Annotated in this window: 22 protein-coding genes; 17 read left to right on the forward strand and 5 right to left on the reverse strand. The window is 55.8% G+C overall.

The features are described 5' to 3' along the window. Nucleotides 1–27 precede the first annotated feature (27 nt). Nucleotides 28–2238, forward strand: coding sequence for a mechanosensitive channel protein (ybiO, locus tag AM410_RS23575; RefSeq protein ID WP_108648547.1), 2211 nt, complete (start codon nt 28–30; stop codon nt 2236–2238). 46 nt (nt 2239–2284) lie between these two features. Here the strand turns inward: ybiO and rlmF are convergent, their stop codons facing one another. Beyond that, a complete protein-coding gene (gene rlmF, locus AM410_RS23580) occupies nt 2285–3196 on the reverse strand; it encodes a 23S rRNA (adenine(1618)-N(6))-methyltransferase RlmF (RefSeq protein ID WP_159082274.1) in 912 nt (303 codons plus the stop codon). Nucleotides 3197–3439: 243 nt separating this feature from the next. Here rlmF and mcbA point away from each other — a divergent pair, with 243 nt between their 5' ends. The 3 genes from mcbA to ybiJ all read left to right on the forward strand — a co-directional run bounded on the left by mcbA (nt 3440) and on the right by ybiJ (nt 4636). Next, a complete protein-coding gene (mcbA, locus tag AM410_RS23585; RefSeq protein WP_032677729.1) occupies nt 3440–3706 on the forward strand; it encodes a DUF1471 family periplasmic protein McbA in 267 nt (88 codons plus the stop codon). 117 nt (nt 3707–3823) lie between these two features. Beyond that, complete coding sequence (locus AM410_RS23590; protein WP_014169247.1) at nt 3824–4090, forward strand: DksA/TraR family C4-type zinc finger protein; 267 nt, start codon at nt 3824–3826, stop codon at nt 4088–4090. Nucleotides 4091–4375: 285 nt separating this feature from the next. Next, nucleotides 4376–4636, forward strand: coding sequence for a DUF1471 family protein YbiJ (gene ybiJ / locus AM410_RS23595; protein WP_020884917.1), 261 nt, complete (start codon nt 4376–4378; stop codon nt 4634–4636). Nucleotides 4637–4751: 115 nt separating this feature from the next. On the opposite strand, the gene ybiB is transcribed toward ybiJ, so the two are convergent. Next, nucleotides 4752–5714, reverse strand: a complete 963-nt coding sequence (gene ybiB / locus AM410_RS23600) for a DNA-binding protein YbiB (RefSeq protein ID WP_073395792.1) — start codon at nt 5712–5714, stop codon at nt 4752–4754. 256 nt (nt 5715–5970) lie between these two features. Between ybiB and AM410_RS23605 the strand changes: the two genes are divergently transcribed. The 5 genes from AM410_RS23605 (at nt 5971) to AM410_RS23625 (ending at nt 11341) form a co-directional block, all read left to right on the forward strand. Further along, entirely contained in the window at nt 5971–6507 is a 537-nt protein-coding gene (locus AM410_RS23605) for a fimbrial protein (RefSeq protein ID WP_014169244.1), read from the forward strand. Nucleotides 6508–6575: 68 nt separating this feature from the next. Further along, nucleotides 6576–7250, forward strand: a complete 675-nt coding sequence (locus AM410_RS23610) for a fimbrial biogenesis chaperone (protein ID WP_050737361.1) — start codon at nt 6576–6578, stop codon at nt 7248–7250. A 26-nt stretch (nt 7251–7276) separates the two neighbouring features. Then, nucleotides 7277–9820, forward strand: coding sequence for a fimbria/pilus outer membrane usher protein (locus AM410_RS23615; protein ID WP_159082275.1), 2544 nt, complete (start codon nt 7277–7279; stop codon nt 9818–9820). A gap of 22 nt (nt 9821–9842) precedes the next feature. Next, the gene (locus AM410_RS23620; protein WP_020884921.1) at nt 9843–10832 is read left to right on the forward strand and encodes a fimbrial protein; all 990 of its coding nucleotides are present in this window, start codon (nt 9843–9845) and stop codon (nt 10830–10832) included. 5 nt (nt 10833–10837) lie between these two features. Continuing rightward, nucleotides 10838–11341, forward strand: a complete 504-nt coding sequence (locus tag AM410_RS23625) for a fimbrial protein (protein WP_050737476.1) — start codon at nt 10838–10840, stop codon at nt 11339–11341. On the opposite strand, the gene dinG is transcribed toward AM410_RS23625, so the two are convergent. After that, nucleotides 11328–13505 carry an ATP-dependent DNA helicase DinG gene (dinG, locus tag AM410_RS23630; protein ID WP_050737362.1) on the reverse strand — a complete coding sequence of 726 codons (2178 nt, stop codon included), beginning with the start codon at nt 13503–13505 and terminating at the stop codon, nt 11328–11330. The genes AM410_RS23625 and dinG overlap by 14 nt on opposite strands. A 96-nt stretch (nt 13506–13601) precedes the next feature. Beyond that, nucleotides 13602–14990: an ATP-dependent RNA helicase RhlE gene (gene rhlE, locus AM410_RS23635; RefSeq protein ID WP_020884924.1), complete on the reverse strand. Its 1389-nt coding sequence runs from the start codon at nt 14988–14990 to the stop codon at nt 13602–13604. Between the two features lie 237 nt (nt 14991–15227). On the opposite strand from rhlE, the gene cecR reads away from it, so the two are divergent. From cecR to AM410_RS23660, 5 genes are read left to right on the forward strand one after another with little or no spacing between them, the layout of a single operon-like run. Continuing rightward, nucleotides 15228–15905 (forward strand): transcriptional regulator CecR, encoded by a 678-nt coding sequence (gene cecR / locus AM410_RS23640; RefSeq protein WP_014169235.1) that lies wholly within the window; start codon nt 15228–15230, stop codon nt 15903–15905. Further along, on the forward strand, nt 15902–16897 hold the full coding sequence (gene hlyD / locus AM410_RS23645) for a secretion protein HlyD (RefSeq protein WP_050737363.1): 996 nt from the start codon (nt 15902–15904) through the stop codon (nt 16895–16897). The genes cecR and hlyD overlap by 4 nt, the downstream gene beginning before the upstream one ends. Then, nucleotides 16890–18629, forward strand: coding sequence for an ATP-binding cassette domain-containing protein (locus AM410_RS23650; protein WP_059305589.1), 1740 nt, complete (start codon nt 16890–16892; stop codon nt 18627–18629). Before hlyD ends, AM410_RS23650 begins: the two co-directional genes overlap by 8 nt. Then, a complete protein-coding gene (locus tag AM410_RS23655; RefSeq protein ID WP_020884927.1) occupies nt 18619–19752 on the forward strand; it encodes an ABC transporter permease in 1134 nt (377 codons plus the stop codon). Before AM410_RS23650 ends, AM410_RS23655 begins: the two co-directional genes overlap by 11 nt. Nucleotides 19753–19761: 9 nt before the next feature. Beyond that, nucleotides 19762–20868 carry an ABC transporter permease gene (locus tag AM410_RS23660; protein WP_014169231.1) on the forward strand — a complete coding sequence of 369 codons (1107 nt, stop codon included), beginning with the start codon at nt 19762–19764 and terminating at the stop codon, nt 20866–20868. On the opposite strand, the gene AM410_RS23665 is transcribed toward AM410_RS23660, so the two are convergent. Next, on the reverse strand, nt 20830–21240 hold the full coding sequence (locus tag AM410_RS23665; protein WP_014169230.1) for a YbhQ family protein: 411 nt from the start codon (nt 21238–21240) through the stop codon (nt 20830–20832). The two genes, AM410_RS23660 and AM410_RS23665, sit on opposite strands and share 39 nt — an antisense overlap. A 133-nt stretch (nt 21241–21373) precedes the next feature. Here AM410_RS23665 and AM410_RS23670 point away from each other — a divergent pair, with 133 nt between their 5' ends. Genes AM410_RS23670 through AM410_RS23680 form a run of 3 tightly spaced genes read left to right on the forward strand, consistent with a single transcriptional unit; the run spans nt 21374 to nt 24335 of the window. Next, complete coding sequence (locus tag AM410_RS23670; protein WP_014169229.1) at nt 21374–22135, forward strand: endonuclease/exonuclease/phosphatase family protein; 762 nt, start codon at nt 21374–21376, stop codon at nt 22133–22135. After that, a complete protein-coding gene (gene clsB / locus AM410_RS23675) occupies nt 22132–23373 on the forward strand; it encodes a cardiolipin synthase ClsB (RefSeq protein WP_014169228.1) in 1242 nt (413 codons plus the stop codon). Before AM410_RS23670 ends, clsB begins: the two co-directional genes overlap by 4 nt. After that, a complete protein-coding gene (locus AM410_RS23680; protein WP_014169227.1) occupies nt 23373–24335 on the forward strand; it encodes a lysylphosphatidylglycerol synthase domain-containing protein in 963 nt (320 codons plus the stop codon). Before clsB ends, AM410_RS23680 begins: the two co-directional genes overlap by 1 nt. Nucleotides 24336–24342 lie beyond the last annotated feature (7 nt).

The following is a 24342-nucleotide window of genomic DNA, read 5'->3' on the forward strand; positions in this document are numbered from 1 at the left end:
TGTTCATTATTTTCACCGGAGGATGCCGTGCCGTGGATCTTGCTGTTGCTTAGCCTGTTTTGTGCGCCATCGTTCGCCGTTTCCATCCCCGGCGTCACCACCGGCACGACCGCCACACAGCAAACGACACCGCCCCCAGAGCCGAATGTTGAACAGAAAAAAGCCGCCTACAGTGCCCTTGCCGATGTGCTTGAAAACGATACCTCCCGGCAGGAGTTAATCGGACAGTTGCGAAAAGTCGCCGCCACGTCGCCGCAGGAGCCGGTGCCGACAATTACCCCTCCGCAAGTGGAAGAACAAAAAACGGTGCTGGAAAATGTCACCGACGTGAGCCGTCACTATGGAAGCGAGCTCTCCTCGCGCTTTGCCCAGCTCTATCGCAACCTGATTGGTTCGCCCCATAAACCGTTTAATCCCCATACGTTTACGACAGCCGCCACGCAGTTTTTGATGCTGGCGGGCGCTGTATTTCTGTTTTACTGGCTGGTACGCCTGTGCGCATGGCCGCTCTACCGTAAGATGGGGCAATGGGGGCGCAAGAAGAACCAGCAGAAAAGCAGCTGGTTACACCTGCCGCTGATGATAGCGTCGGCGTTTATCATCGATTTACTGCTGCTGGCGCTGACGCTGTTTACAGGCCAGGTCCTGGCCGACAGGCTTAACGCCGGCAATAAAACCATCGCTTTCCAGCAGGCGCTCTTCCTCAACGCCTTTGCGCTGATCGAGTTCTTTAAGGCGCTGCTGCGTTTGATATTTTGCCCGCACGTACCGGATCTTCGTCCCTTCTCGATTCGGGATGAGAGCGCCAGATACTGGGCGCTGCGCCTCAGCGTGCTCAGTGGATTGATTGGTTACGGTCTGCTGGTTGCCGTGCCGATCATCTCCAACCAGGTCAACGTGCAGTTTGGCGCCCTGGCGAATGTGCTGATTATGATCTGCATTACCGTCTGGGCGTTGTACCTTATCTTCCATAACAAAAAGACCATTACCCAAAGCTTGCTGCATCTGGCCGATCGTTCCCTGTCGTTTTTCAGTCTCTTTATCCGCGCCTTCGCGCTGGTGTGGCACTGGCTGGCGAGCGCCTATTTTATCGTGTTGTGCTTCTTCTCGCTGTTCGACCCGGGCAACAGCCTGAAATTTATGATGGGGGCGACGTTCAAGAGCCTGGCCATCATTGGCATTGCGGCATTTTTCTCTGGCCTGCTGTCTCGCTGGCTATCGAAAACCTTCACCCTCTCGCCACAGGTGCAGCGCAGTTATCCGGAACTGCAAAAAAGGGTCAACGGCTGGATCTCGGTATCACTGAAAGTGGCGCGCATTCTCACCGTCTGCGTGGCGATTATGCTGTTGCTTAACGCATGGGGATTGTTTGACTTCTGGAACTGGCTGCACAACGGCGCGGGCGAAAAGACCGTCGATATTTTAATTCGCATCGCGCTGATCCTCTTCTTCTCTGCGGTTGGCTGGACGTTGCTGGCGAGCCTTATCGAGAACCGTCTGGTCTCCGATATTCACGGTCGCCCCCTGCCCAGCGCCCGTGCCCGCACCCTGCTGACGCTGTTTCGCAATGCGCTGGCGGTTATTATCAGCACCATTACCATCATGATTGTGCTCTCGGAAATCGGCGTGAACATCGCGCCGCTGCTGGCAGGTGCCGGCGCGCTGGGGTTGGCTATCTCCTTTGGTTCGCAAACCCTGGTGAAGGATATAATCACCGGCGTCTTTATCCAATTTGAGAACGGGATGAACACCGGGGATCTGGTCACGATTGGGCCGTTAACCGGCACGGTAGAGCGCATGTCCATTCGCTCTGTCGGCGTGCGCCAGGACACCGGGGCGTACCACATAATTCCATGGTCATCGATAACCACCTTCGCTAACTTTGTCCGAGGCATTGGCTCGGTAGTGGCCAACTACGACGTTGACCGTCATGAAGATGCAGATAAAGCGAAACAGGCGCTACGGGACGCCGTGGAAGAGATGATGGCGATGGAGGATATTCGCGGGCTGGTGATTGGAGAGCCGTCGTTTGCCGGTATTGTCGGCCTGACGAACACGGCATTTACCCTGCGCGTGTCGTTCACCACGCAGCCACTGAAGCAGTGGACGGTGCGCTTTGCGCTCGACAGTATGGTGAAAAAACACTTTGACCTGGCCGCGGTGCGGATGCCGGTGCAGACCTATCAGGTATTACCCTCACCGGCGTCCCCCACACCGCCACAGGAGCCCACCTTATAGCGTGGGGACCGGGTAACGGCGTCGCCTTACCCGGCCTGCCTGTGGGTTATTTACTGCGCTTGTTAGCGTCCATAAAAGACCAGGCGATAAAGCGGCTCTGCTTCTGGCCTTGCGCCATCTCTTTTTTCACCACGTTAACGGCACCCACATCGGTCAGTGCACGGTAGAGGGGGGGCAGGTTATCCCCACGGGATACCAGCGTCGTGAACCATTTAACCTGACGGCCAAATACTTTACTTTCCTCAATCATTCGCAGGATGAATGCCACTTCTCCCCCCTCGCACCACAGTTCCTGTTGCTGCCCCCCAAAGTTCAGCGCGGCATCTTCCGCCTGACCGAGATTGCGGCGTTTGCGCTCGCTGCCCGCACGGGCGGTGGCCGCGGAGTCATGGAACGGTGGGTTACACAGGGTGGCATCGTAGCTTTCGTTCTTGTGGATAATCCCGTTGAAGATCGATGCGGCATCTTTCTGCCGACGCAAGCGGACAGACCGGCTTAACCCAGGGTTGGCGTTGATAATCGCCTGTGCGCTGGAAAACGCCTCATTACCGATTTCACTGCCGGTAAAGCGCCAGTGATATTCATGAACGCCAATCAACGGATAAATCAGGTTCGCCCCGGTACCGATATCAAGCACGGATGCTTGCTCAGGGATGACACCGTTGCGATCGTCTGCGAGAAGATCGGCAAGATGGTGGAGATAATCGGCCCGCCCCGGCACGGGTGGGCAGAGAAAGCCTTCCGGAATATCCCAGTGCGCCACACCGTAATAGTATGCCAGCAGGGCTTTATTGAGCATTTTAACCGCCTGCGGATCGGCAAAGTTGACCGAAGGTTCACCGGCAGGTGTCTGCACAATGTAGTCCTGCAGCGAAGGACAGCTCTGACACAACGCATTCATGTCATAGCGGTTACGATGGCGATTTCGTGGGTGCAATCCCGGCTTTTGGGAAGTCATGGCTTTCTCCTTTAAACAGCGGCGTAAGATACCCTTTGCAGGCTCAACGGTAAATATTTCTCTGCGACGCTCAAAAACCCGTCATAAATCAAACACCTTTATGTCTATGATCTGTCAGTAAAACGTCAGTTTTTATCGTTCAAAAAATAAGCAGATCATCATCAAATTTTTGCGCTAAATCACACTCGCCAGGCTTCTAAACTTAAAGGGAATCACCTGTTGTTTCCTCATGAGGATGTGATTATGAAAAAATACCTGACCCTTGTTGTTCTCGCGGGTGCACTGGCTACCGCGTCATTCTCTGCCATGGCGGTACAGTCATTGACCGACAATACAGACACCAGCCAGCTTAAGCCTGCGGGCACCGTCTCGGTAAGCCGCGCAAGTAACCTTGACGATCTCCAGAATAAACTCGCCGAAAAAGCCCGCCAGGAAGGGGCTAAAGGTTTCGTGGTTAACGCCGCGGGCGGGGATAACCATATGTATGGCACGGCGACCATTTATAAATAACGTCTCTTTCTATAAACAAACTGCATCTGCCTGACAGATGCAGTTCCTCTCTGCCTTGACTGCACGTTTTTTCACCCCATATTAAAAACAGGGTTTAACAGATTCCAGGAGTAAACCATGGCTTCCGGTTGGGCGAATGATGACGCCGTTAACGAACAAATCAACAGTACAATTGAAGATGCGGTTGCACGCGCTCGCGGTGAAATTCCGCGCGGTGAAAGTCTCTATGAATGTGAAGAGTGCGGAGAAGTGATCCCGGAAGCGCGGCGCAAAGCCATACCGGGCGTACGGTTATGTATCGCCTGCCAGCAGGAGAAAGATTCGAAAAATAGCGCGCACTCAGGATATAATCGCAGGGGATCGAAAGACAGCCAGCTACGTTGACTTTCCTTTACCGAAGTTAACGGCGCAGGCGGTTACCTTTACGCTCACGGTTTTTTGCGAACCGCGTAGCAAAATGTGCCCTTCTCGTCGCTTCTGTAAAGCGCAGCTACAAGAAGTGTAAAGTCGTCCTCTGAATTTATTAATATTCAATAAGTTATTTGTCATTCAATTTTTTTGAGCAACCACGTCAATTCTCTTCGATTTTCTCTCGCATAAAAAAACGTGATACTTATCACATCGACGGAACATCGTCCCCTTAACAGAATCACCTGCGAGAGATTAATTATGAAAACCATCAAATATGCTGTTGCTGCTGTTGCCCTGTCCGCTCTGTCTTTCGGCGCTTTTGCTGCAGAACCTGTGTCTCCATCTCAGGCGCAGAGCATGAACAAACTCGGTGTGGTAAGTGCTGAAGGCGCGACCACTCTGGACGGTCTGGAAGCGAAACTGGCTGAGAAAGCTGCTGCTGCCGGTGCAAGCGGATACACCATCACCTCCGCGAACACCAATAACAAACTGAGCGGTACTGCGGTTATCTATAAGTAATTGACTGAATGCTCCACCCTCGCCATACCCTCTGGTGAGCTGCTCCAACCCTCATTGACCCTGTTGTTGTTACCCTTGCTTGCCCGTCCGCCACTGGACGGGCTTTTTTTTGGGCTTAAAACATCTCCCCGACGCGTTCCATCCCTGCCTCTACGGATTCAACTTCACCGGTCGCCAGCAGGCAACAGGCCATCTGCAACTTGATCGCGTGCGGTACCGGAACCTTTCCGGCCAGGCACTGCTCAATCCAGTGGGCGGTGGTATGCGGATCTTTTGCGTCAGGCAGGATCGCGTCGGAACGCTCTTCCCCTCGCTCGAGAATGGCGCGCGTGCCAGCGGAATCAATCAGCATCATCTGTGGGCAGCGCTGCGGGTTAGCATACACCTCGCCTTCCGTGCCGTGCATCAACAAGGCCCTGCCGCCTATGTCTTCAAAGAATTTCCCCACGCGCGTCACGTACTCCGGGTGAGAGACGCTGGAAAGACGCAGAGCCGCGTCTTCGCCAAACGGCGTAGCCAGTTTCGCCAGCGTATGCGCGCTGTTACGCACGCCCATGCGCCAGCGCATATCCAGCTGCTTCTCCAGCGGGGGGCAAAGGGCTCCGACAGGGATATAAACCGGCTGATGGCCATCAAGCTTCGCCTGTGCCTGGCCGGCATGCCGTGTGGGTTCGATACCCAGCATGCCGAAAATCGTTTCGGTCAGCACGCGGGTTGGATCTTCGCTTACACCATGCACCACCACCGGGAAGCCCAGCTTGTGCAATAAAATAGCGAGCAGCGGCGTCAGGTTGGCCTGCTTGCGTGCCCCGTTATAGCTCGGGATCACAATCGGCATCGGTTTTGCCACTGGCGCGTTTAAGCGCAGGGTCTGCGCCTGCATTGCTTCGTAGAAGCCGCGCATTTCCGCTTCGCCTTCTCCTTTGATACGCAGCGCTATCAGGATACCGCCCATTTCAAGGTCGGGTACGTCACCGTTGAGCATATGCGTATAGAGCGCACGAGCGGTTTCATGGTCCAGATCGCGGGCATGATTTTTCCCTCGTCCTACCTCTTTGATAATTTTGCGATAATCCACGACATCTCTCCTGACAGCTTCATCTTGTTAACAATATAGCCCTGAAGAACGTCTGGCCGTTAGTGTTTTTGAACCGGATCATCCTTCTGTTTTTATGATGAAAAAAGAAATTCAAGCACTATTTCAATTATTTGTGATTGCCGTTGAAGATTCTTACCCCACCCGTTTCTGATTAAATAACCAACGGAAAATCATTTAAGGTCAACGGTGAAAACGTCCAGGCAACGTTCTCACCAGAAACATACCAGGATTTGTTATGAACAAGGTTGCTATAGGTTTATTTATCGCCGCGACGGCAGGATGTTCTGCATCCGCATTTGCGGCAACAAACGGTGAAGGTCAGATTAACTTCACCGGTGAAATTATTGATTCTGCTTGTCAGGTAGTGAACGGGTTAAGTAATCCATTAAATGTTCAGTTAGGTAAAGTCTCTAAAACGGTATTTACCGGGGCTGGATCTACCAGCACATTAACGAAGTTTGATATTCAATTAAAGAATTGCCCGGAGACCGTGACTTCCGCCGCCATTAACTTCGGTGGCACGCCGGATCCGGATAACAACACTACGCTTGCATTAACGCCGGATGTTGATGCTGCAACAGGTGTCGCTATTCAGCTGGTGGACGCGTCTGAGCAACCGGTGAGTTTGTATACGCCCTCTCAGCAATATCCGTTAGCCTCCGGTACGGCGGTCAATAACCTGGAGTTTGGAGCCCGTTATATTCAGACCCAGGCCGCAATCACCGCAGGACTGGCAAACGCCGTGTCGACCTTCACCGTTATTTATAACTGATATTATCCATCCTGAGATATTAGCTCTGTTCTGAGAGTTAATATCTCTTCTTTTATTGAGATACCTTTATGCGCCACGGTTATTTACTGAGTGCTCTTTTACTGGTAGCCGCCACTTCCCATGCCGGTGTCGTTATTAATGGCACACGCCTGGTCTATCAGGGCGACAAAAAGGAGTCGTCTCTGGGTCTTTCAAACCCAGATGCCACGGATTATCTGGTACAGTCCTGGGTTGATTCTGGCGGTAAAAACCCGGCTAAAGCCCCCTTCCTGATCACCCCACCGCTGTTTCGTCTCGATGCGAAAGAGGATAACGTCCTGCGTGTCGTGCGCACCGGCGGGAATTTGCCCGAGGATCGTGAATCTCTTTACTGGCTTAATATCAAAGCCATCCCCTCGTCAAAGCACGTCGAGGGGGTAAATACCCTGCAGATTGCCATTAATACACGCATTAAATTGTTGTATCGCCCGTCAGCAATAACAGGCAAACCCGACGCTGTGGCGGACAAGCTTCAGTGGCATCGTGAAGGTCACGACCTGGTTGTGAATAACCCGACACCTTTCTATATGAATTTCCAGACGGTGATGCTTAACGGCCATAAAGTGGATAAAGCCACCTGGGCAGTCCCCAAAACGGAAACGCACTTTGCCTTACCCGATAATGCCAGCGGGTCGACCGTCACTTACTCCATTATTACTGATTACGGCAGCATCAGTCAGACCTGGTCGGCATCCGTTCATTAACACCCACTCAGGCTATTAATATCATCATGTACAGCCATAAAAAGCCGTTCATCCATCGCCTTTCTTCAATGCTGGTCATTTTATGTGGCCTGGCACTGGCGATCTTTGCGCAGCAGGTTATGGCTGATGATTATTTCAACCCGGCATTACTGGATATTGATAATCCTCAACAGGGGAAAACCGACCTGTCTGTTTATGAAAAAGGACCGGGACAAGCCCCCGGGAAATATCAGGTCAATATTTTCATCAACAATAATAAAATTGATACCCGTGATGTCACGTTCAAATTAATAAAAGACGCTCAGGGCAATCATTCTCTTCAACCCTGCTTTAGCCTGGATGAGCTAAAAAACCTTGGGATCAAAACCCGGCAGTATCCCCCGCTGATGGCTAAAGGCCAGTGCGCCGATATAAACGCTATTCCCGCGGCATCTGCAACGTTTCAGGTTCGTCATCAGCAACTGTTGCTCAGTATTCCACAAACGGCGCTGGGCCAGGTCCCGCGCGGGTATATCGACCCGAAAACGTTCGACGAAGGGATCACCGCAGGTCTGCTGAACTACAGCGCCACCGCCAGCCAGAGCCATGCCCGTGTGCAGGGAGAGCAGGATAACAGCAGCCAGTACGTTAACCTGCGCCCGGGCCTCAATGTGGGGGCCTGGCGCATACGCAATTATTCCACGTGGAATCGCAGTACAACGGGCAACGAGGAAGAGCACAGGTTCTCCTCCGTCTACACCTATGCTCAACGCGATATCGTGGCGATGAAAAGCGATATGACCGTCGGGCAAAGCACCTCCCCGTCGGACGTTTTCGACAGCGTGCCCTATACCGGGGTTGAGCTGAAATCCGATACCGACATGCTCCCGGACAGTGAAAAAGGCTATGCGCCGATTATTCGCGGCACTGCCCACAGTAATGCGCTGGTGATGGTTCGTCAGAACGGTTACGTCATTTATCAGAACACGGTTGCACCCGGTGCGTTTGAAATTAACGATCTCTATCCCACCGGCAGCAGCGGCGATCTGCAGGTCACCGTGAAAGAGACCGACGGCAGCGAAAGTCACTTTGTCGTGCCTTACGCCTCGGTCCCGGTACTGCAGCGTGAAAAGAATCTCCGCTACAGCGTGACCGCCGGGCGTTACCGGTCTTACGACAAGGACGTCGAACAAACTCCGTTTGCCGAGGGCAGCGCCATCTACGGCATGCCATTGGGTTTCACCGCCTACGGTGGTGCGCAGCAGAGTCGCCATTATCAGTCCCGGGCGCTGGGCGTCGGGAAAAACCTGGGCGATTTGGGTGCCTTCTCCCTTGATGTCACCCGCGCCAAAGCGCTGCTGAAAAAGCAGCAGGCCAGCAAAGGCCGATCCTGGCGCGTTCGCTACAGCAAAGATTTTGTCGCCTCGGGCACTCACTTCTCCCTGGCGGGCTATCGCTACAACAGCAAAGGCTTTTACACCCTGGAAGACACGATGGAGTCTTACACCCGTTCAGACGACGGGTCTGCGCCGCAACAGCGACGTGCCCGAACAGAAGCCACCGTCGACCAGACGCTGCCCGCGGGCTGGGGCTCTGTCACCCTGAGCCTGGTCAAAGAGACCTACTGGAGCCAGAGCCAGGATATGACCTCCATGAGCGTCAGCTACAACAACAGCTGGCACGGCGTCAGCTACAGCCTGAGCTACAGCATGAACAAAAACACCCAGGACAGCGATGCGAACGGTGACGATGTGATGAACGACAACCAGTTCTCGTTAAACGTCTCCGTTCCACTGGATCGCTGGATGCATAACACCTGGGCCACCTACAACCTCAACAACACCAAAGACGGTACGACGCAGAACATCGGCCTTAACGGTACCGCGCTGAAGGGAGACAACCTGAACTGGAATATTCAGGAGGGGCTGAGCAGCACCGGTAGCGGAAACTCCACCAGCATGAACGCCGATTATAAAGCGACCTATGGCGAAGTGAGCGGCGGGGTAAGCCAGGATAAATATCAGCAAACCGTAAACGTCGGGCTGCAGGGTGGCGCGATCGTGCACGCCAACGGCATAACCCTGAGCCAGCCGCTCGGAGAGACCATCGCCCTGGTGAAAGCACCGGGAACACACGGTACGCATATCGCCAATCAGACGGGCGTTGAGACCGACTTCCGCGGCTATACCGTCGTGCCGTTTGTTACCCCTTATCGCCACAATACCATTGCGCTGGATACCGAAACCCTGCCCGACGAGGCCGACGTGACGCACGCGGCGTACGTTGTGACCCCGACACGCGGGGCCGTGGTGCGCGCCAGCTTTAATACCCGCGTGGGCAGCCGCGTCCTGATGACGCTGACGCACAACGGTAAACCGCTGCCCTTCGGTGCGACGGTAACAACGGAGGATAAGGACAGCGAATTTATTGTCGGCAATGACGGCCAGACCTATCTCTCCGGCCTGCCAAAGCAAGGGCATCTCGCCGTCACCTGGGGACAGGATGCGAGCGAGCATTGCGAGGCCGATTACGCCCTTACGGATGAGACAGAGAAAACCAACATCCTTAACGCTGCTGCGCAGTGCCACTGATTCACCGTTCAGGCAAACCATTATGCAAATGATTAAACAGTGCTTTTTCTTCCTGGTTCTGGGAACCGCCGCGTTATTTATGCCACATGCTAACGCGCTCTGTACCTCCTCCGATCTGCCAAAACAGATTAATGTGGCCTCCGTATCCGTCTCGAGCACGTTGCCGGTAGGTGCCACCATTCCGGGCACCGAGCAGACCGTTCACGTAGCGGGCAACTGCTATAACCCTTCTGACTTCGGGCTTCCGATTGTTGCGTGCTATTACGGCGCAGGTCTGGAGATCCCCGGTCTTTCTGGGGTGTATGAATCAGGGCTGGAAGGAATTGGCGTAGCGCTGATGAATGACAAAGGCCAGCGAATTACCGGTGCCGGGGGAATTTACTGTAATTCAAGCGGCACGCCGCTGGGCTATGTCTCCAACGACATTTCTGAGTCCTTTAACTTTAATGTCACGCTGGAACTGGTGAAAACGAGCAATACGGTCAAATCAGGTTCGCTTTCTCAGGCGGAGTCTAAATTTGGTGTCGGGGTTTATCAGCATGAAGGCATCAGCGATCCTAATACGATTTCCTATGCGGGCAATGTGAATCTCGAAACGGTTACCTGCTCTGTCCTGCCTAAAAACCTCACCGTGAACCTGGGCGATTTTCCCGTCAGTGATTTTATCAGTATCGGGTTGCTATCCAGCCCTGCACAAAACTTTGACGTCACGATTAATTGCGACAGCACTGTCCAGCCTGAGCTAAAGGTGACCAGCGCAAACGGCTACGAAACGGCATTCGAAGGGGTGATCAAATTGACTCAGCAGAACGGCATGGCAACCGGCGTGGGCGTGAGAATGCTCTTTGATGACCATCTCGCCACCTTTGACACCTATGTCAGCACCCGAAGCCAGGCCATCGCCAACGAAACCCTGCGAATACCGTTCGAGGTTCGTTACGAACAGGTCAGCAACGTGGTGACACCGGGGCCGGCCAATACCGTGGCGACGATCACTCTGGCTTATAAGTGACCAACATGAAAAAGACACTTGCGATCCTGATTCTCGGCTTGATTGCCCGGGCACAGGCGGACGATATTCAGATCCAGATGACAGGCAATATTTACGCCAACACCTGCATTATTGACAGCGCCAGCCGCAACCTGACGGTGGATTTAGGCCAGGCGGTATCAGGGGATTTTAAAAATGTGGGCGATACCGGCGCGTGGAAAGACTTTACGCTCTCGGTCTCGCATTGCCCTCCCACACTTGCGCTGGCGACCGCCTTTTTCTATGGTCAGGCCGACAGTACGCACCCGACAAAATTCGCCAATATCGGCAGTGCGAAAGGGTTGGCTCTGGAACTGGCAGACCGCCAGGACAATATACTCATTGCCCCGCAGGCAGCCTTTAACGTTCCGGTTAACTCAGCGGACCACACGGCATCGTTTCCTCTGGCTGCCCGCTATTATGCCAGCGCATTGCCCGTCACCGCCGGAACGTTTAACAGTGTGGTCCAGGTGACCTTTACTTACCAGTAGAACCGCGCCCCTTCGTACGGATGCTTTTACGCCGTCCGGCGGCAGGTTTTGCCGGACGTTTTTTAACGTCGGGCACGTCTGGCTGTTCAATCGGGAAAACAGGCAGAGCGTTGAGTAACCGCTGGCCGTAATTTTTGGTGAGCAGACGTTTGTCATAAATCACCACCTCTCCCCAGCAGCTGTGGCTACGGATCAGACGCCCCACCTGCTGAATCAGATTAAACGACGCCGCGGGTAAGCTTTGGACCTCGAACGGATAGCGATTGAGGCTTTTGAGCCATTCACCTTCGGTGATGACGACCGGGCTGTCGATGGGCGGGAAGGCGATTTTATGGATATGCACCTGCGTCAGGTAATCCCCCTTCAGATCCAGCCCCTCCGCGAATGACTGCAGCCCGATCAGCACGCTACGTTCCCCGTTATCAATGCGTTTGCGGTGCAGCTCTACCAGCCGGTAGCGAGGCTGATCGCCCTGCACCAGCAACAGTAATCGCAGGTCGGTAACGTGCTCCAGAAAACGCTGCATCGCCCTTCCACTGGCAAACAGGACCAGCATGCCGGGATATTTTTCACTCTCCAGCTGCTCGCGGAAATACGCTGCCATTTCGGCAATGTGCTGTTCTTCGTTGTCGATAAGCGGCTCATACTTCATGCGCGGAATGACCAGCTTGCCCTGTTCACAGTGGTTAAACGGCGAATCCAGCGCCACAAAACGGTCGCCGGCTTTCTCTTTCAGCCCGCTCATTTCCTGTAAACGGGAGAAACTGTTCAGGGAACGCAACGTCGCGGAAGTCACTACAACGTGCGGCACGCTGCGCCAGATAAGCTTTTCCAGCTGATCGGCAACACGAATCCCCACGCAGTGGAAAAACAGGTGCGCCTGTCCGTCTTTCACGTCACGGGTTGCCCATTTGGTGACCGGCGCACCGGACGCCTGCGCCATCGAGGCCAGACGCCAGAGCTTGCTCTGGGCTTCGAACATGCCCAACGCACGGTTCATCTGCAGCAGAATGCGGTGCAAACGTACCACGTCGTGGGTACCGGTTTTCTCACTGAGATCGTTTAAGAACATCTCCGCCAGCCCGCGCAGCTTTTCAAGGTGCTTCGCCAGTTGCTGGCAGATCTCCATCACCTCGTCGGGCAGCTCTCCCATCGCAAAGCGGTGCTCTGCTTCCTGGGTCGCCGGGAGATAAAGATTGAGTATGTTATTCAGGGAAGCAATAAGGCTGTAGACCGCTTCGCAATGTTCGCTCAGCCGCTCGGGCACCGCCAGCGGCGGCGTGGTTTTCGGGCGGAACTGCTCCATGCAGGTCGCCACCAGCTTGCAGAACAGATCCAGCTGCAGGCGGAACCATGGCGCGGTGATTTCGGCGCTCATTTCCAGCGCATCCCGCGCCACATCGGGCAAATGGTGGCCTTCATCGAGCACCAGCAGCAGGTTTTTGGGCTCCGGCAGGACGGCCTCACTCTCCAGCGCGGCCATGACCAGCGCGTGGTTAGCGACAACCACCTCCGCTTCCTGAATCTCCCGCCGTGCGACAAAGAACGGGCACTCGCGGTAGTAGTGGCAGTTGCGGTTAAGGCAACTGGCTTTATCGGTGCTGAGCCTGCGCCACAAATCATCGCTGATGGCATGGCTGGTGTGATCGCGAAGGCCGTCCCACTTGTAGCTGTCGAGCTCGGTTTTTAGCTTCGCGCACTGCTCCTGTTCCGCTTTGTTGTTCGGCGTCAGTTCATCATCCAGGAAGGCCAGCAGATCCTGCTGAGAGGGCTCACTGCTGGCGAGAGCCGCGAGATTGCGCGGACACACATAACGCCCGCGGCCAAAGGCGGCTGTAAATCGCAGTTCAGGGATAATTTTGCGCAGCAACGGCAGGTCTTTGCTGAAGATTTGATCCTGCAGGGCCACGTTAGCGGTGCTGACCACCAGCGTTTTTTGCTCTTCCCGCGCTATGGCAATGCCCGGGATTAAATACGAAAGGGTTTTCCCGACACCCGTCGGGGCTTCAATCGCCAGATGTCGTCCGTCGTCCCCGGAGAGCGTTTTTGCCACATCAGCAATCATCTGCCGCTGAGGCGCTCGGGGGATAAAATCGGGGATCTGCTGTTGTAGCGCCTTATACCAGGCGCCAATTTGCGCTTTGAGCGCCGCGGTTAAAGCCATCGGAGGACCTGAAATACTGTATAAACAGCCACTATTGTGGCACTTTCTTTCCGCTGCCGCAAAAGAAAAGCCCGGCTTTACGACCGGGCTTCCAGACTACTGCGGGTTAGCAGGTTTACGCGGGCGGCGTCGGCGCTGCCCTTCCCCTGCCGGTTTCCCCTCGCCGCTACGCCATGGGCTTTCACCGCCTGGCTTAGCCTCTGTATTACGACGCGGAGGTTTGCCCGCGGCTTTCGGTGCACCGCCTTCAGAACGACGCGGCTGCTGACTGCGCCCCCCCCCACCCTGACCACGACCACCGCCGCCGCCCTGACGGCCATTCTGAATAGGCTCCGCCTTGATGGACGGGTCCACGTCATAGCCTGGGGTTTCGATACGCGGGATCTCTTTTCTCAGCAGACGTTCGATATCACGCAGCAGTTTGTGTTCATCCACACACACCAGCGAAAGCGCTTCACCGGTTGCCGCCGCACGACCGGTACGACCGATACGGTGAACATAGTCTTCCGGTACGTTTGGCAGCTCGTAGTTGACGACGTGCGGCAGCTCTTCAATATCCAGGCCACGGGCAGCAATGTCGGTGGCAACCAGGACGCGAATGTCACCGGATTTAAATTCAGCCAGCGCGCGGGTACGTGCCCCCTGGCTTTTGTTGCCGTGGATCGCCGCGCTGCGGATACCGTCTTTATTCAGCTGTTCCGCCAGATGGTTAGCGCCGTGCTTGGTACGGGTAAAGACCAGCACCTGCTGCCAGTTGCCCTGACCAATCATATGGGAGAGCAGTTCCCGCTTACGCTTTTTATCAACGAAGTGTACGTGCTGGGTAATTTGCTCAGAGGCGGTGTTGCGGCGCGCCACTTCCACTTCCAGCGGGTTATGCAGCAGTTTTTCCGCCAGCGCCTTGATCTCATCAGAGAAGGTGGCAGAGAACAGCAGGTTCTGACGACGCGGTGGCAGCTTAGCCAGCACGCGACGAATGTCGTGGATAAAGCCCATATCCAGCATGCGGTCAGCTTCGTCCAGCACCAGGATTTCGATGCTATCAAGCTTCAGGGCATTCTGGTGCTCAAGATCCAACAGACGACCCGGCGTTGCCACCAGCACGTCCACGCCACCACGCAGCTTCATCATCTGCGGGTTAATGCTTACTCCACCGAAAACCACCAGCGAGCGAATGTTGAGATAGCGGCTGTACTCACGCACGTTCTCACCAATCTGGGCCGCCAGCTCACGCGTTGGGGTGAGGATCAGGGCACGCACCGGACGACGTCCTTTGGCGTGCGGCTGATTTTTTACCAGCAGCTCTAACAGCGGCAGGGTAAAACCCGCGGTCTTACCGGTACCGGTCTGGGCGCTGGCCATCAGGTCGCGGCCCTGCAGAACGGCCGGAATAGCCTGCTGCTGGATTGGGGTTGGCTCGACGTAGCCCTGCTCTGCGATAGCGCGCAAAATTTCAGGGTTCAGGCCAAGGGAATCAAAAGACATAAAAACTCCGAACCGCCCCGACCATCACAGGTGTAGTTTTCAGGGAGATATAACGAATAGGGAAGGACAAAAACCACAATGTCGTGAAGCAGCGGAGTGTAGCAGGTTTTGTGACGTGGCGCATAAAATATCCCGCGGCGCTGCGTTGACGAAAGATTTCCCGCCGTGTGGTCACTGGACAAAAAGGGCAACCGGGCATAATGTTAATCAATCGATTGATTAATTTTTAAAACCGCCATGAATACGACCCCAACGACATCGAAAGGTGAACAGGCCAAAAACCAGCTTATTGCCGCCGCGCTGGCGCAGTTTGGCGAATATGGTCTGCATGCCACCACGCGGGACATCGCGGCGCAGGCCGGGCAAAACATTGCGGCCATTACCTACTATTTTGGCTCAAAAGAGGATTTGTACCTCGCCTGTGCCCAGTGGATCGCCGACTTTATCGGTAACCATTTTCGGCCACACGTTGAAGAGGCCAGCGGGCTATTGAGCCAGCCGTCGCCGGATCGCGCCGCCATCAGGCAGCTGATTATCAGCGCCTGCGACAATATGATTCGCCTGCTGACCCACGACGAGACGCTGAGCCTGAGTAAGTTCATCTCCCGCGAGCAGCTCTCCCCTACGGCGGCTTACCAGCGAGTGCACGATCAGGTGATTGCTCCGATGCATACGCACCTGACCCGGCTGATCGCGGCCTATACCGGACGAGACGCCGACGATACCGAGACTATTTTGCATACCCACGCCCTGCTGGGTGAAATTCTCGCCTTCCGTCTTGGGCGCGAAACGATCCTGTTACGCACCGGCTGGACACAATTTGATGAGGATAAAGCCGCGCAGATTAGCCAGGTCATCACCTGTCATCTCGATCTGATCCTGCAAGGCTTAACGCAAAGGAGCCTGAAGTCATGAAAAAACCTGTCGCCATCTTTCTGGTGGTCGTTGTTCTGCTTGCCGCAGGTATCGGCGGCTGGCTGTGGTATCAAAGTCACCAGGACAGAGGCCTGACGCTGTACGGTAACGTCGATATTCGCACCGTGAATATGAGTTTCCGCGTCGGGGGGCGCCTGGCCTCCCTCACCGTTGATGAAGGCGATACCATCAAAACCGGTCAGATGCTGGGGATGCTCGACAAGGCCCCGTACGAGAACGCGCTGATGCAGGCGAAAGCAGGCGTTTCCGTGGCGCAGGCGCAATATGACCTGATGCTGGCCGGCTACCGTGACGAAGAGATTGCTCAGGCCGCCGCCGCGGTCAAACAGGCGCAGGCCGCCTATGACTACGCACAAAACTTCTATGCCCGTCAGCAGGGGCTGTGGAAAAGCCGCACCATTTCTGCCAACGACCTGGAAAACGCCCGCTCCTCCCGCGACCAGGCCCAGGCGACGCTGAAATCCGCCCAGGATAAATTAAGCCAGTACCACACCGGTAATCGCCCGCAGGACATCGCGCAGGCAAAAGCCAGCCTGGAACAGGCGCAGGCGCAGCTGGCGCAGGCGGAACTGGATCTGCACGACACCACGCTCATTGCCCCGTCTGACGGCACGCTAATGACCCGCGCCGTGGAGCCGGGCAGCATGTTAAGCGCGGGAAGCACCGTCCTGACGCTTTCGCTGACGCGTCCGGTATGGGTGCGCGCCTACATTGATGAGCCTAATCTCGGCCAGATGCAGCCGGGCCGCGAGCTGCTGCTCTACACCGACGGTCGGCCGGATAAACCGTATCGTGGCAAAGTTGGCTTTGTGTCACCGACGGCTGAATTCACACCCAAAACGGTTGAAACGCCGGATCTGCGTACCGACCTGGTTTATCGCCTGCGCATCATCGTGACCGATGCCGACGACGCGCTGCGTCAGGGCATGCCTGTCACCGTAAAAGTCAGCGACGGGGAACGACATGAATGACGCGGTTATTCAGCTCAACAATCTGGTCAAACGCTTCGCGGGGATGGAAAAACCTGCCGTCGCCCCGCTGAACTGTACCATTCAGAAAGGCTATGTGACCGGGCTGGTTGGCCCGGACGGCGCAGGCAAAACGACGCTGATGCGGATGCTGGCGGGTTTGTTAAAGCCTGATGAAGGAACCGCCAGCGTGCTCGGACTCGACCCGATTAAAGACGATGGCGCGCTCCATGCCATGCTGGGCTATATGCCGCAGAAGTTTGGTCTGTATGAAGACCTGACGGTGATGGAAAACCTCAATCTGTATGCTGACCTGCGCAGCGTCACTGGCGAAACCCGTCAGAAGACCTTTGCCCGTTTGCTGGAATTTACCTCACTTGGCCCCTTCACCGACCGGCTGGCGGGCAAGCTCTCCGGCGGGATGAAACAGAAGCTGGGGCTGGCCTGTACGCTGGTGGGCGAGCCGAAGGTTCTCTTGCTCGATGAACCCGGCGTGGGCGTCGACCCGATTTCGCGCCGCGAGCTGTGGCAGATGGTGCATGAGTTAGCCGGCGATGGGATGCTGATCCTCTGGAGCACCTCGTACCTTGATGAAGCGGAACAGTGCCGTGACGTTCTGCTGATGAACGAAGGTGAGCTGCTTTATCAGGGGGAGCCGACCACGCTGACGCAGAGCATGGCTGGACGCAGCTTCCTGTTGCACAGCGCCCAGGCCTCCAACCGTCAGCTGCTGCAGCGGGTGCTGAAGCTACCTCAGGTCAGCGACGGAATGATTCAGGGCCGTTCGGTGCGCGTGATCCTCACGAAAGAGGCGACCGCGGACGATATACGCCGTGCACCGGGAATGCCTGAAATTGAGATGGAGGAGACCGCGCCACGCTTTGAAGATGCGTTTATCGATCTGCTCGGCGGCGCAGGGACATCAGAATCCCCCCTCGCCGCGATCCTGCACACGGTTGAAGGCACGCCGGGTGAAACGGTGATTGAGGCCAAATCCCTCACCAAAAAATTTGGGGATTTTGCCGCCACCGATAACGTCAATTTCGCGGTGAAACGCGGTGAGATTTTTGGCCTGCTCGGGCCAAACGGCGCCGGGAAATCGACCACTTTTAAGATGATGTGCGGCCTGCTGGTACCTACCTCGGGGAAAGCGCTGGTGCTCGACATGGACCTGAAGGTCAGCTCCGGCAAGGCACGTCAGCATCTGGGCTATATGGCGCAGAAATTCTCGCTGTATGGCAACCTGACGGTCGAGCAGAACCTGCGCTTTTTCTCCGGCGTGTACGGCCTGCAGGGCCGCGCGCAGAACGAGAAAATCCACCGCATGAGCGAGGCCTTTGGCCTGACGGGCATTGCTTCCCATGCCACCGACGAACTGCCGCTCGGTTTCAAGCAGCGGCTGGCGCTGGCCTGCTCATTAATGCATGAGCCCGATATCCTGTTTCTCGATGAGCCGACCTCCGGCGTTGACCCCCTCACCCGCCGCGAGTTCTGGCTGCATATTAACAGCATGGTGGAGAAAGGGGTCACGGTCATGGTAACCACCCACTTTATGGATGAGGCGGAATACTGCGACCGCATCGGGCTGGTGTATCGCGGCAAGCTGATTGCCCACGGTACGCCGGACGACCTGAAAGAACAGGCCGCCGATGACGAGGTCCCGGACCCGACCATGGAACAGGCGTTTATTACCCTCATCCACGACTGGGATAAGGAGAATGCCCATGCGCAATAACGCCATTTCATGGCGCAGGGTGCGTGCGTTGTGTATCAAAGAGACGCGCCAGATCGTGCGTGACCCCAGCAGCTGGCTGATCGCTGTGGTGATCCCCCTGCTGCTGCTCTTTATCTTTGGCTACGGGATCAACCTCGACTCCAGCAAACTGCGGGTCGGGATTTTGCTGGAGCAGCAGAGCGAAGAGGCGCTTGATTTCACCCACACCATGACCGGCTCCCCTTACATCGACGCCACCATCAGCGACAACCGGCAGGCGTTAATCCAGATGATGCAGGCCGGGAAGATACGCGGGCTGGTGGTGATCCCGGTGGATTTTGCCGCCAACATGGCGCGCACCGATGCCAGTGCGCCGGTGCAGGTGATCACCGACGGCAGCGAGCCAAACACCGCGAACTTTGTACAAGGCTATGTGGAGGGTATCTGGCAGCTGTGGCAAATGCAGCGCGCCGAAGATCGCGGGGAAACCTTCGAACCGCTGATCGACGTGCAGACGCGCTACTGGTTTAACCCTGCGGCCATTAGCCAGCATTTTATTATCCCGGGTGCGGTGACCATCATCATGACGGTTATTGGCGCCATTTTGACCTCGCTGGTGATTGCCCGCGAGTGGGAACGCGGCACCATGGAAGCGCTGCTGTCTACCGAGGTCACACGGGTTGAACTGCTGCTCTGTAAGCTTATCCCCTACTACTTCCTCGGCATGCTGGCGATGCTGCTCTGCATGCTGGTCTCGGTGTTTATCCTCGGCGTGCCGTACCGCGGATCGCTGGTGGTGCTGTTCTTTATCACCAGTCTGTTTTTACTGAGCACCCTCGGGATGGGGCTGCTTATCTCTACCATCACCCGTAACCAGTTCAACGCCGCGCAGGTGGCCCTGAACGCCGCCTTTTTACCGTCGATTATGCTGTCCGGGTTTATTTTCCAGATAGACAGCATGCCCGCCGTGATCCGTGCCGTGACCTACATTATTCCGGCGCGCTACTTCGTGAGTACGCTGCAAAGCCTGTTCCTGGCGGGGAATATTCCGGTGGTGCTGATCATCAACACGCTGTTTTTGCTGGCATCGGCAACGATGTTTATTGGGCTGACGTGGATAAAGACCAAACGGCGTCTGGATTAAGGAGCGAACATGTTTCACCGTTTATGGACATTGATACGCAAAGAGCTGCAGTCGCTGCTGCGCGAGCCGCAGACGCGCGCCATTCTGGTATTACCGGTGTTGCTTCAGGTGTTGCTCTTCCCGTTTGCCGCCACGCTGGAGGTGACTAACGCCACCATTGCTATCTACAACGAAGATAACGGCAAACATTCCGTCGAATTGACGCAGCGTTTCGCCCGGGCGAAGGCTTTTACCCACATCCTGCTGCTGAAAAGCCCACAGGAGATCCAGCCCACCATCGATACGCAAAAAGCGTTATTGCTGGTGCGTTTCCCGGCCGATTTTTCCCGCAACCTGGATACCTTCCAGACGGCACCAATGCAGTTAATCCTCGACGGGCGCAACTCCAACAGCGCCCAGATTGCAGCCAACTATCTTCAGCAGGTGGTGAAGGATTACCAACAGGAATTGATGGACGGGAAACCGAAACCTAACAACAGCGAGCTGGTGGTGCGCAACTGGTATAACCCGAATCTGGATTACAAATGGTTCGTGGTGCCATCGCTGATCGCCATGATCACCACCATCGGAGTGATGATCGTAACGTCGCTCTCCGTCGCCCGTGAGCGCGAACAGGGGACGCTCGATCAGCTGCTGGTTTCCCCGCTCGCAACATGGCAAATTTTCGTCGGCAAAGCGGTTCCGGCGCTGATTGTCGCGACCTTCCAGGCCACCATCGTGCTGGGCGTGGGAATATGGGCCTACCAGATCCCGTTCGCCGGTTCGCTGGCGCTGTTCTACTTCACCATGGTGATTTACGGGCTGTCGCTGGTCGGGTTTGGACTGCTGATTTCCGCGCTCTGCTCTACCCAGCAGCAGGCATTTATTGGCGTGTTCGTCTTTATGATGCCGGCGATTTTGCTTTCGGGCTACGTCTCACCCGTCGAGAACATGCCGGTATGGTTACAGGATTTGACGTGGATAAACCCAATTCGGCACTTCACGGATATCACCAAGCAGATCTATCTGAAGGATGCGAGTCTGGACATTGTCTGGGGAAGTTTGTGGCCGCTACTGATCATAGCGGCCACGACGGGTTCAGTGGCGTACGTGATGTTTAGACGAAACATCGCGTAGCTTTTTCTCTTTGGTCAGTAACGAGACCACGGCAGGCCCTGCGAGGATTGCCAGACCGGCCAGGGCCAGCAGCAGGTTGTTTTGCAGCACACGCGACAGCAACCAAAGCACAATCATCGCCGCACCAAAGTACCAGGTGGTGGTGAGCTCTTCGAGCACATCACCCACCTCACGCCAGCGTGCTTCGTGGTGGCGCTGTAAAAACAGCATCGACAGTACGGTGACGCCATAGAGGACGCATAGCCCTAAGCCGACCCGCACCAGCGTGCCGCTCATCCAGCCCATCACCAGTACGGCCACGACCAGTAAATGCAACATTATCTGCCAGCAACTCAGGCCAGTTGCGACACGAACGCGTTGTTGCCACTTCATGGCTTCTCTCCTGAAGGATTTTTCTCTGCTTAATCAGACTACCGCACTTTACGGAAAATTCCGTAACACCGCATCTTTTTGTGACGCCTACTACACTTTATTTTCATCGGGATAGTCACCCTGGAAGGAACGTATGACCAAAAAAATGCAGCATTTCTCGCTTAAAGTGCTGACGATAAACATTCATAAAGGCTTCACAGCATTTAACCGCCGCTTCATTTTACCGGAGCTGCGCGACGCGGTACGCACCGTCAGCGCGGACATTGTCTGCCTTCAGGAAGTCATGGGCGCGCACGAAGTGCATCCGCTTCACTTTGAAAACTGGCCGGACACCCCGCACTACGAATTCCTGGCCGACACCATGTGGAGTGATTACGCCTACGGGCGCAACGCGGTGTACCCGGAGGGGCATCACGGTAATGCGGTGCTGTCACGTTTTCCCATCGAACATTACGAGAACCGCGACGTCTCTGTGGGTGAAAGTGAAAAACGCGGGCTGCTTTACTGCCGTATCGCCCCGCCGGACCTGGCGTTCCCGGTGCACGTGGGCTGTGTTCATCTGGGCCTGCGCGAAGCCCATCGCCAGGCACAGCTAAAAATGCTGGCCGAATGGACCAATGCCCTGCCCGAAGGTGAACCCGTGGTCGTGGCCGGTGATTTCAACGACTGGCGGCAGCGGGCTAACCATCCGTTGAAGGTTGATGCCGGACTTGAGGAGATTTTCACCCGTGCAAACGGCAGGCCTGCACGCACCTTTCCGGTACGGTTCCCGTTTTTGCGACTCGACAGAATCTACGTGAAAAACGCCCATGCCAGCAGCCCGACCGCACTGGCGTTACTTAACTGGCGACATCTTTCCGACCATGCGCCGCTCAGCGCGGAGATCCACTTATGAAATGTTCATGGCAGGAAGGCAACCGGATCACGCTGCTGGTCAACGGGGATGAATATTACCCCGCGGTGTTTGACGCGATTGACCACGCAAAGCAGAAAGTGATCCTTGAAACGTTTATCTGGTTCGAAGACGACGTCGGTAAGCAGTTGCACAGCGTGCTGCTGCGTGCTGCCCTGCGTGGCGTCAAAATCGAAGTGCTGCTGGATGGCTATGGCTCACCGGACCTCAGTGATGCGTTCGTCAATGAGCTCACCTCAGCAGGCGTCGTGTTCCGCTACTACGATCCTGGCCCTCGCCTTTTCGGCATGCGTACCAATCTTTTCCGCCGGATGCACCGCAAAATTGTGGTGGTGGATGAGACGGTAGCGTTTGTTGGCGGCATTAACTACTCCGCTGAACATATGTCCGATTACGGCCCGGAAGCCAAGCAGGATTACGCGATTCGCATTGAAGGACCGGTGGTGCAGGATATCCTGCTCTTTGAGCTGGAAAACCTGCCCGGTAAAGAGGCTGCCCGCCGCTGGTGGCAGCGCCGCCATCATCGTCCGGAAGAGAACCGTCACCCCGGTGAAGCGCAGGCGCTGTTTGTCTGGCGGGATAATGGTGAGCACCGGGACGACATTGAGCGGCATTACCTGAAGATGCTGGCGAATGCGAAGCGCGAAGTGATTATCGCCAACGCTTACTTTTTCCCGGGCTATCGCCTGCTGCATGCCATGCGCAATGCGGCCCGACGCGGCGTGCGCGTGAAGCTCATCGTTCAGGGCGAGCCGGACATGCAGATTGTCAAAATCGGTGCCCGGTTGCTGTACAACTATCTGGTGAAGGGTGGCGTACAAATTTACGAATATCGCCGCCGGCCGCTGCACGGCAAAGTAGCCCTGATGGACGATCACTGGGCCACCGTGGGCTCCAGCAATCTCGACCCGCTGAGTTTGTCACTGAATCTTGAAGCTAACCTGATCATCCACGATCGCCAGTTCAACCAGACTCTCAGGGATAACCTGCAGGCGTTGATCGTGAACGACTGCGTGCGCGTGGACGAATCCATGGTGCCCAAACGCACCTGGTGGAATCTGGGCATTAGCGTGGTGGTGTTCCACTTCCTGCGTCATTTCCCGGCGATGGTGGGCTGGCTGCCGGCGCACACGCCAAAACTTGCGCTGGTGGATCCGCCTGTCCAGCCCGAAATGGAAACCCAGGACCGCGTTGAAGCGGAAGATGGAGGGAAAACCTGATGTCAAAATCACATCCACGCTGGCGGCTGGCTAAAAAGATCCTCACCTGGCTGTTTTTCATCGCCGTCGCGGTTCTGCTGGTGGTTTACGCCCAGAAAGTTGACTGGGAAGAGGTGTGGAAAGTTATCCGCAACTACAACCGGCTGGTGCTGCTGGGCGCGGTGGGGCTGGTGATTGTAAGCTACCTCATGTACGGCTGCTATGACCTGCTGGGCCGCGCCTACTGCGGCCATAAGCTTGCGAAGCGCCAGGTCATGCTGGTGTCGTTTATCTGCTACGCCTTTAACCTGACATTGAGTACCTGGGTGGGCGGGATCGGCATGCGCTATCGCCTATACTCGCGCCTCGGCCTGCCGGGCGGGACCATTACGCGCATTTTTTCCCTCAGCATCACCACCAACTGGCTGGGTTACATTCTGCTCGGCGGAGTGATTTTCACCATCGGCGTGGTGCAATTGCCTGCGCACTGGTACATCGATGAAACCACGCTGCGGATTTTAGGCTTTGCATTACTGCTCATCATTGCGCTCTATCTTTGGGCCTGCGCCTTTGCCAAACGCCGACACATGACCATCAAGGGGCAAAAACTGGTGCTGCCTTCGTGGAAATTCGCGGTCCTGCAGATGGCCGTGTCCAGCGCCAACTGGATGGCGATGGGGGCGATTATCTGGATGCTCATTGGTGAAGATGTGAATTACTTCTTTGTGCTGGGCGTGCTGCTGGTCAGCAGCATTGCCGGCGTGATCGTGCATATCCCGGCGGGGATTGGTGTGCTGGAGGCGGTATTTATCGCCCTGCTCGCCGGAGAGCATGTTTCACAGGGTACGATTATTGCCGCCCTGCTGGCCTACCGTATGCTCTATTACTTCCTGCCGCTGGCGCTGGCAACGGTGTGTTATCTGGTGCTGGAGAGTCGGGCGAAGAAACTGCGGGCGAAGAATGAGAAAGCGTTAGCGAAGTGAGGTCTGG

This window comes from Enterobacter cloacae complex sp. FDA-CDC-AR_0164, assembly GCF_003071645.1.
GTDB classification, from domain to species: domain Bacteria; phylum Pseudomonadota; class Gammaproteobacteria; order Enterobacterales; family Enterobacteriaceae; genus Enterobacter; species Enterobacter ludwigii.

What these genes read in the sequence shown, in the direction of transcription:
- rlmF (WP_159082274.1), bottom strand. Translation starts at nt 3,196, where the DNA reads ATGACTTCCCAAAAGCCGGGATTGCACCCACGAAATCGCCATCGTAAC.
- mcbA (WP_032677729.1), top strand. Translation starts at nt 3,440, where the DNA reads ATGAAAAAATACCTGACCCTTGTTGTTCTCGCGGGTGCACTGGCTACC.
- AM410_RS23590 (WP_014169247.1), top strand. Translation starts at nt 3,824, where the DNA reads ATGGCTTCCGGTTGGGCGAATGATGACGCCGTTAACGAACAAATCAAC.
- ybiJ (WP_020884917.1), top strand. Translation starts at nt 4,376, where the DNA reads ATGAAAACCATCAAATATGCTGTTGCTGCTGTTGCCCTGTCCGCTCTG.
- AM410_RS23605 (WP_014169244.1), top strand. Translation starts at nt 5,971, where the DNA reads ATGAACAAGGTTGCTATAGGTTTATTTATCGCCGCGACGGCAGGATGT.
- AM410_RS23610 (WP_050737361.1), top strand. Translation starts at nt 6,576, where the DNA reads ATGCGCCACGGTTATTTACTGAGTGCTCTTTTACTGGTAGCCGCCACT.
- AM410_RS23615 (WP_159082275.1), top strand. Translation starts at nt 7,277, where the DNA reads ATGTACAGCCATAAAAAGCCGTTCATCCATCGCCTTTCTTCAATGCTG.
- AM410_RS23620 (WP_020884921.1), top strand. Translation starts at nt 9,843, where the DNA reads ATGCAAATGATTAAACAGTGCTTTTTCTTCCTGGTTCTGGGAACCGCC.
- AM410_RS23625 (WP_050737476.1), top strand. Translation starts at nt 10,838, where the DNA reads ATGAAAAAGACACTTGCGATCCTGATTCTCGGCTTGATTGCCCGGGCA.
- dinG (WP_050737362.1), bottom strand. Translation starts at nt 13,505, where the DNA reads ATGGCTTTAACCGCGGCGCTCAAAGCGCAAATTGGCGCCTGGTATAAG.
- rhlE (WP_020884924.1), bottom strand. Translation starts at nt 14,990, where the DNA reads ATGTCTTTTGATTCCCTTGGCCTGAACCCTGAAATTTTGCGCGCTATC.
- cecR (WP_014169235.1), top strand. Translation starts at nt 15,228, where the DNA reads ATGAATACGACCCCAACGACATCGAAAGGTGAACAGGCCAAAAACCAG.
- hlyD (WP_050737363.1), top strand. Translation starts at nt 15,902, where the DNA reads ATGAAAAAACCTGTCGCCATCTTTCTGGTGGTCGTTGTTCTGCTTGCC.
- AM410_RS23650 (WP_059305589.1), top strand. Translation starts at nt 16,890, where the DNA reads ATGAATGACGCGGTTATTCAGCTCAACAATCTGGTCAAACGCTTCGCG.
- AM410_RS23655 (WP_020884927.1), top strand. Translation starts at nt 18,619, where the DNA reads ATGCGCAATAACGCCATTTCATGGCGCAGGGTGCGTGCGTTGTGTATC.
- AM410_RS23660 (WP_014169231.1), top strand. Translation starts at nt 19,762, where the DNA reads ATGTTTCACCGTTTATGGACATTGATACGCAAAGAGCTGCAGTCGCTG.
- AM410_RS23665 (WP_014169230.1), bottom strand. Translation starts at nt 21,240, where the DNA reads ATGAAGTGGCAACAACGCGTTCGTGTCGCAACTGGCCTGAGTTGCTGG.
- AM410_RS23670 (WP_014169229.1), top strand. Translation starts at nt 21,374, where the DNA reads ATGACCAAAAAAATGCAGCATTTCTCGCTTAAAGTGCTGACGATAAAC.
- clsB (WP_014169228.1), top strand. Translation starts at nt 22,132, where the DNA reads ATGAAATGTTCATGGCAGGAAGGCAACCGGATCACGCTGCTGGTCAAC.
- AM410_RS23680 (WP_014169227.1), top strand. Translation starts at nt 23,373, where the DNA reads ATGTCAAAATCACATCCACGCTGGCGGCTGGCTAAAAAGATCCTCACC.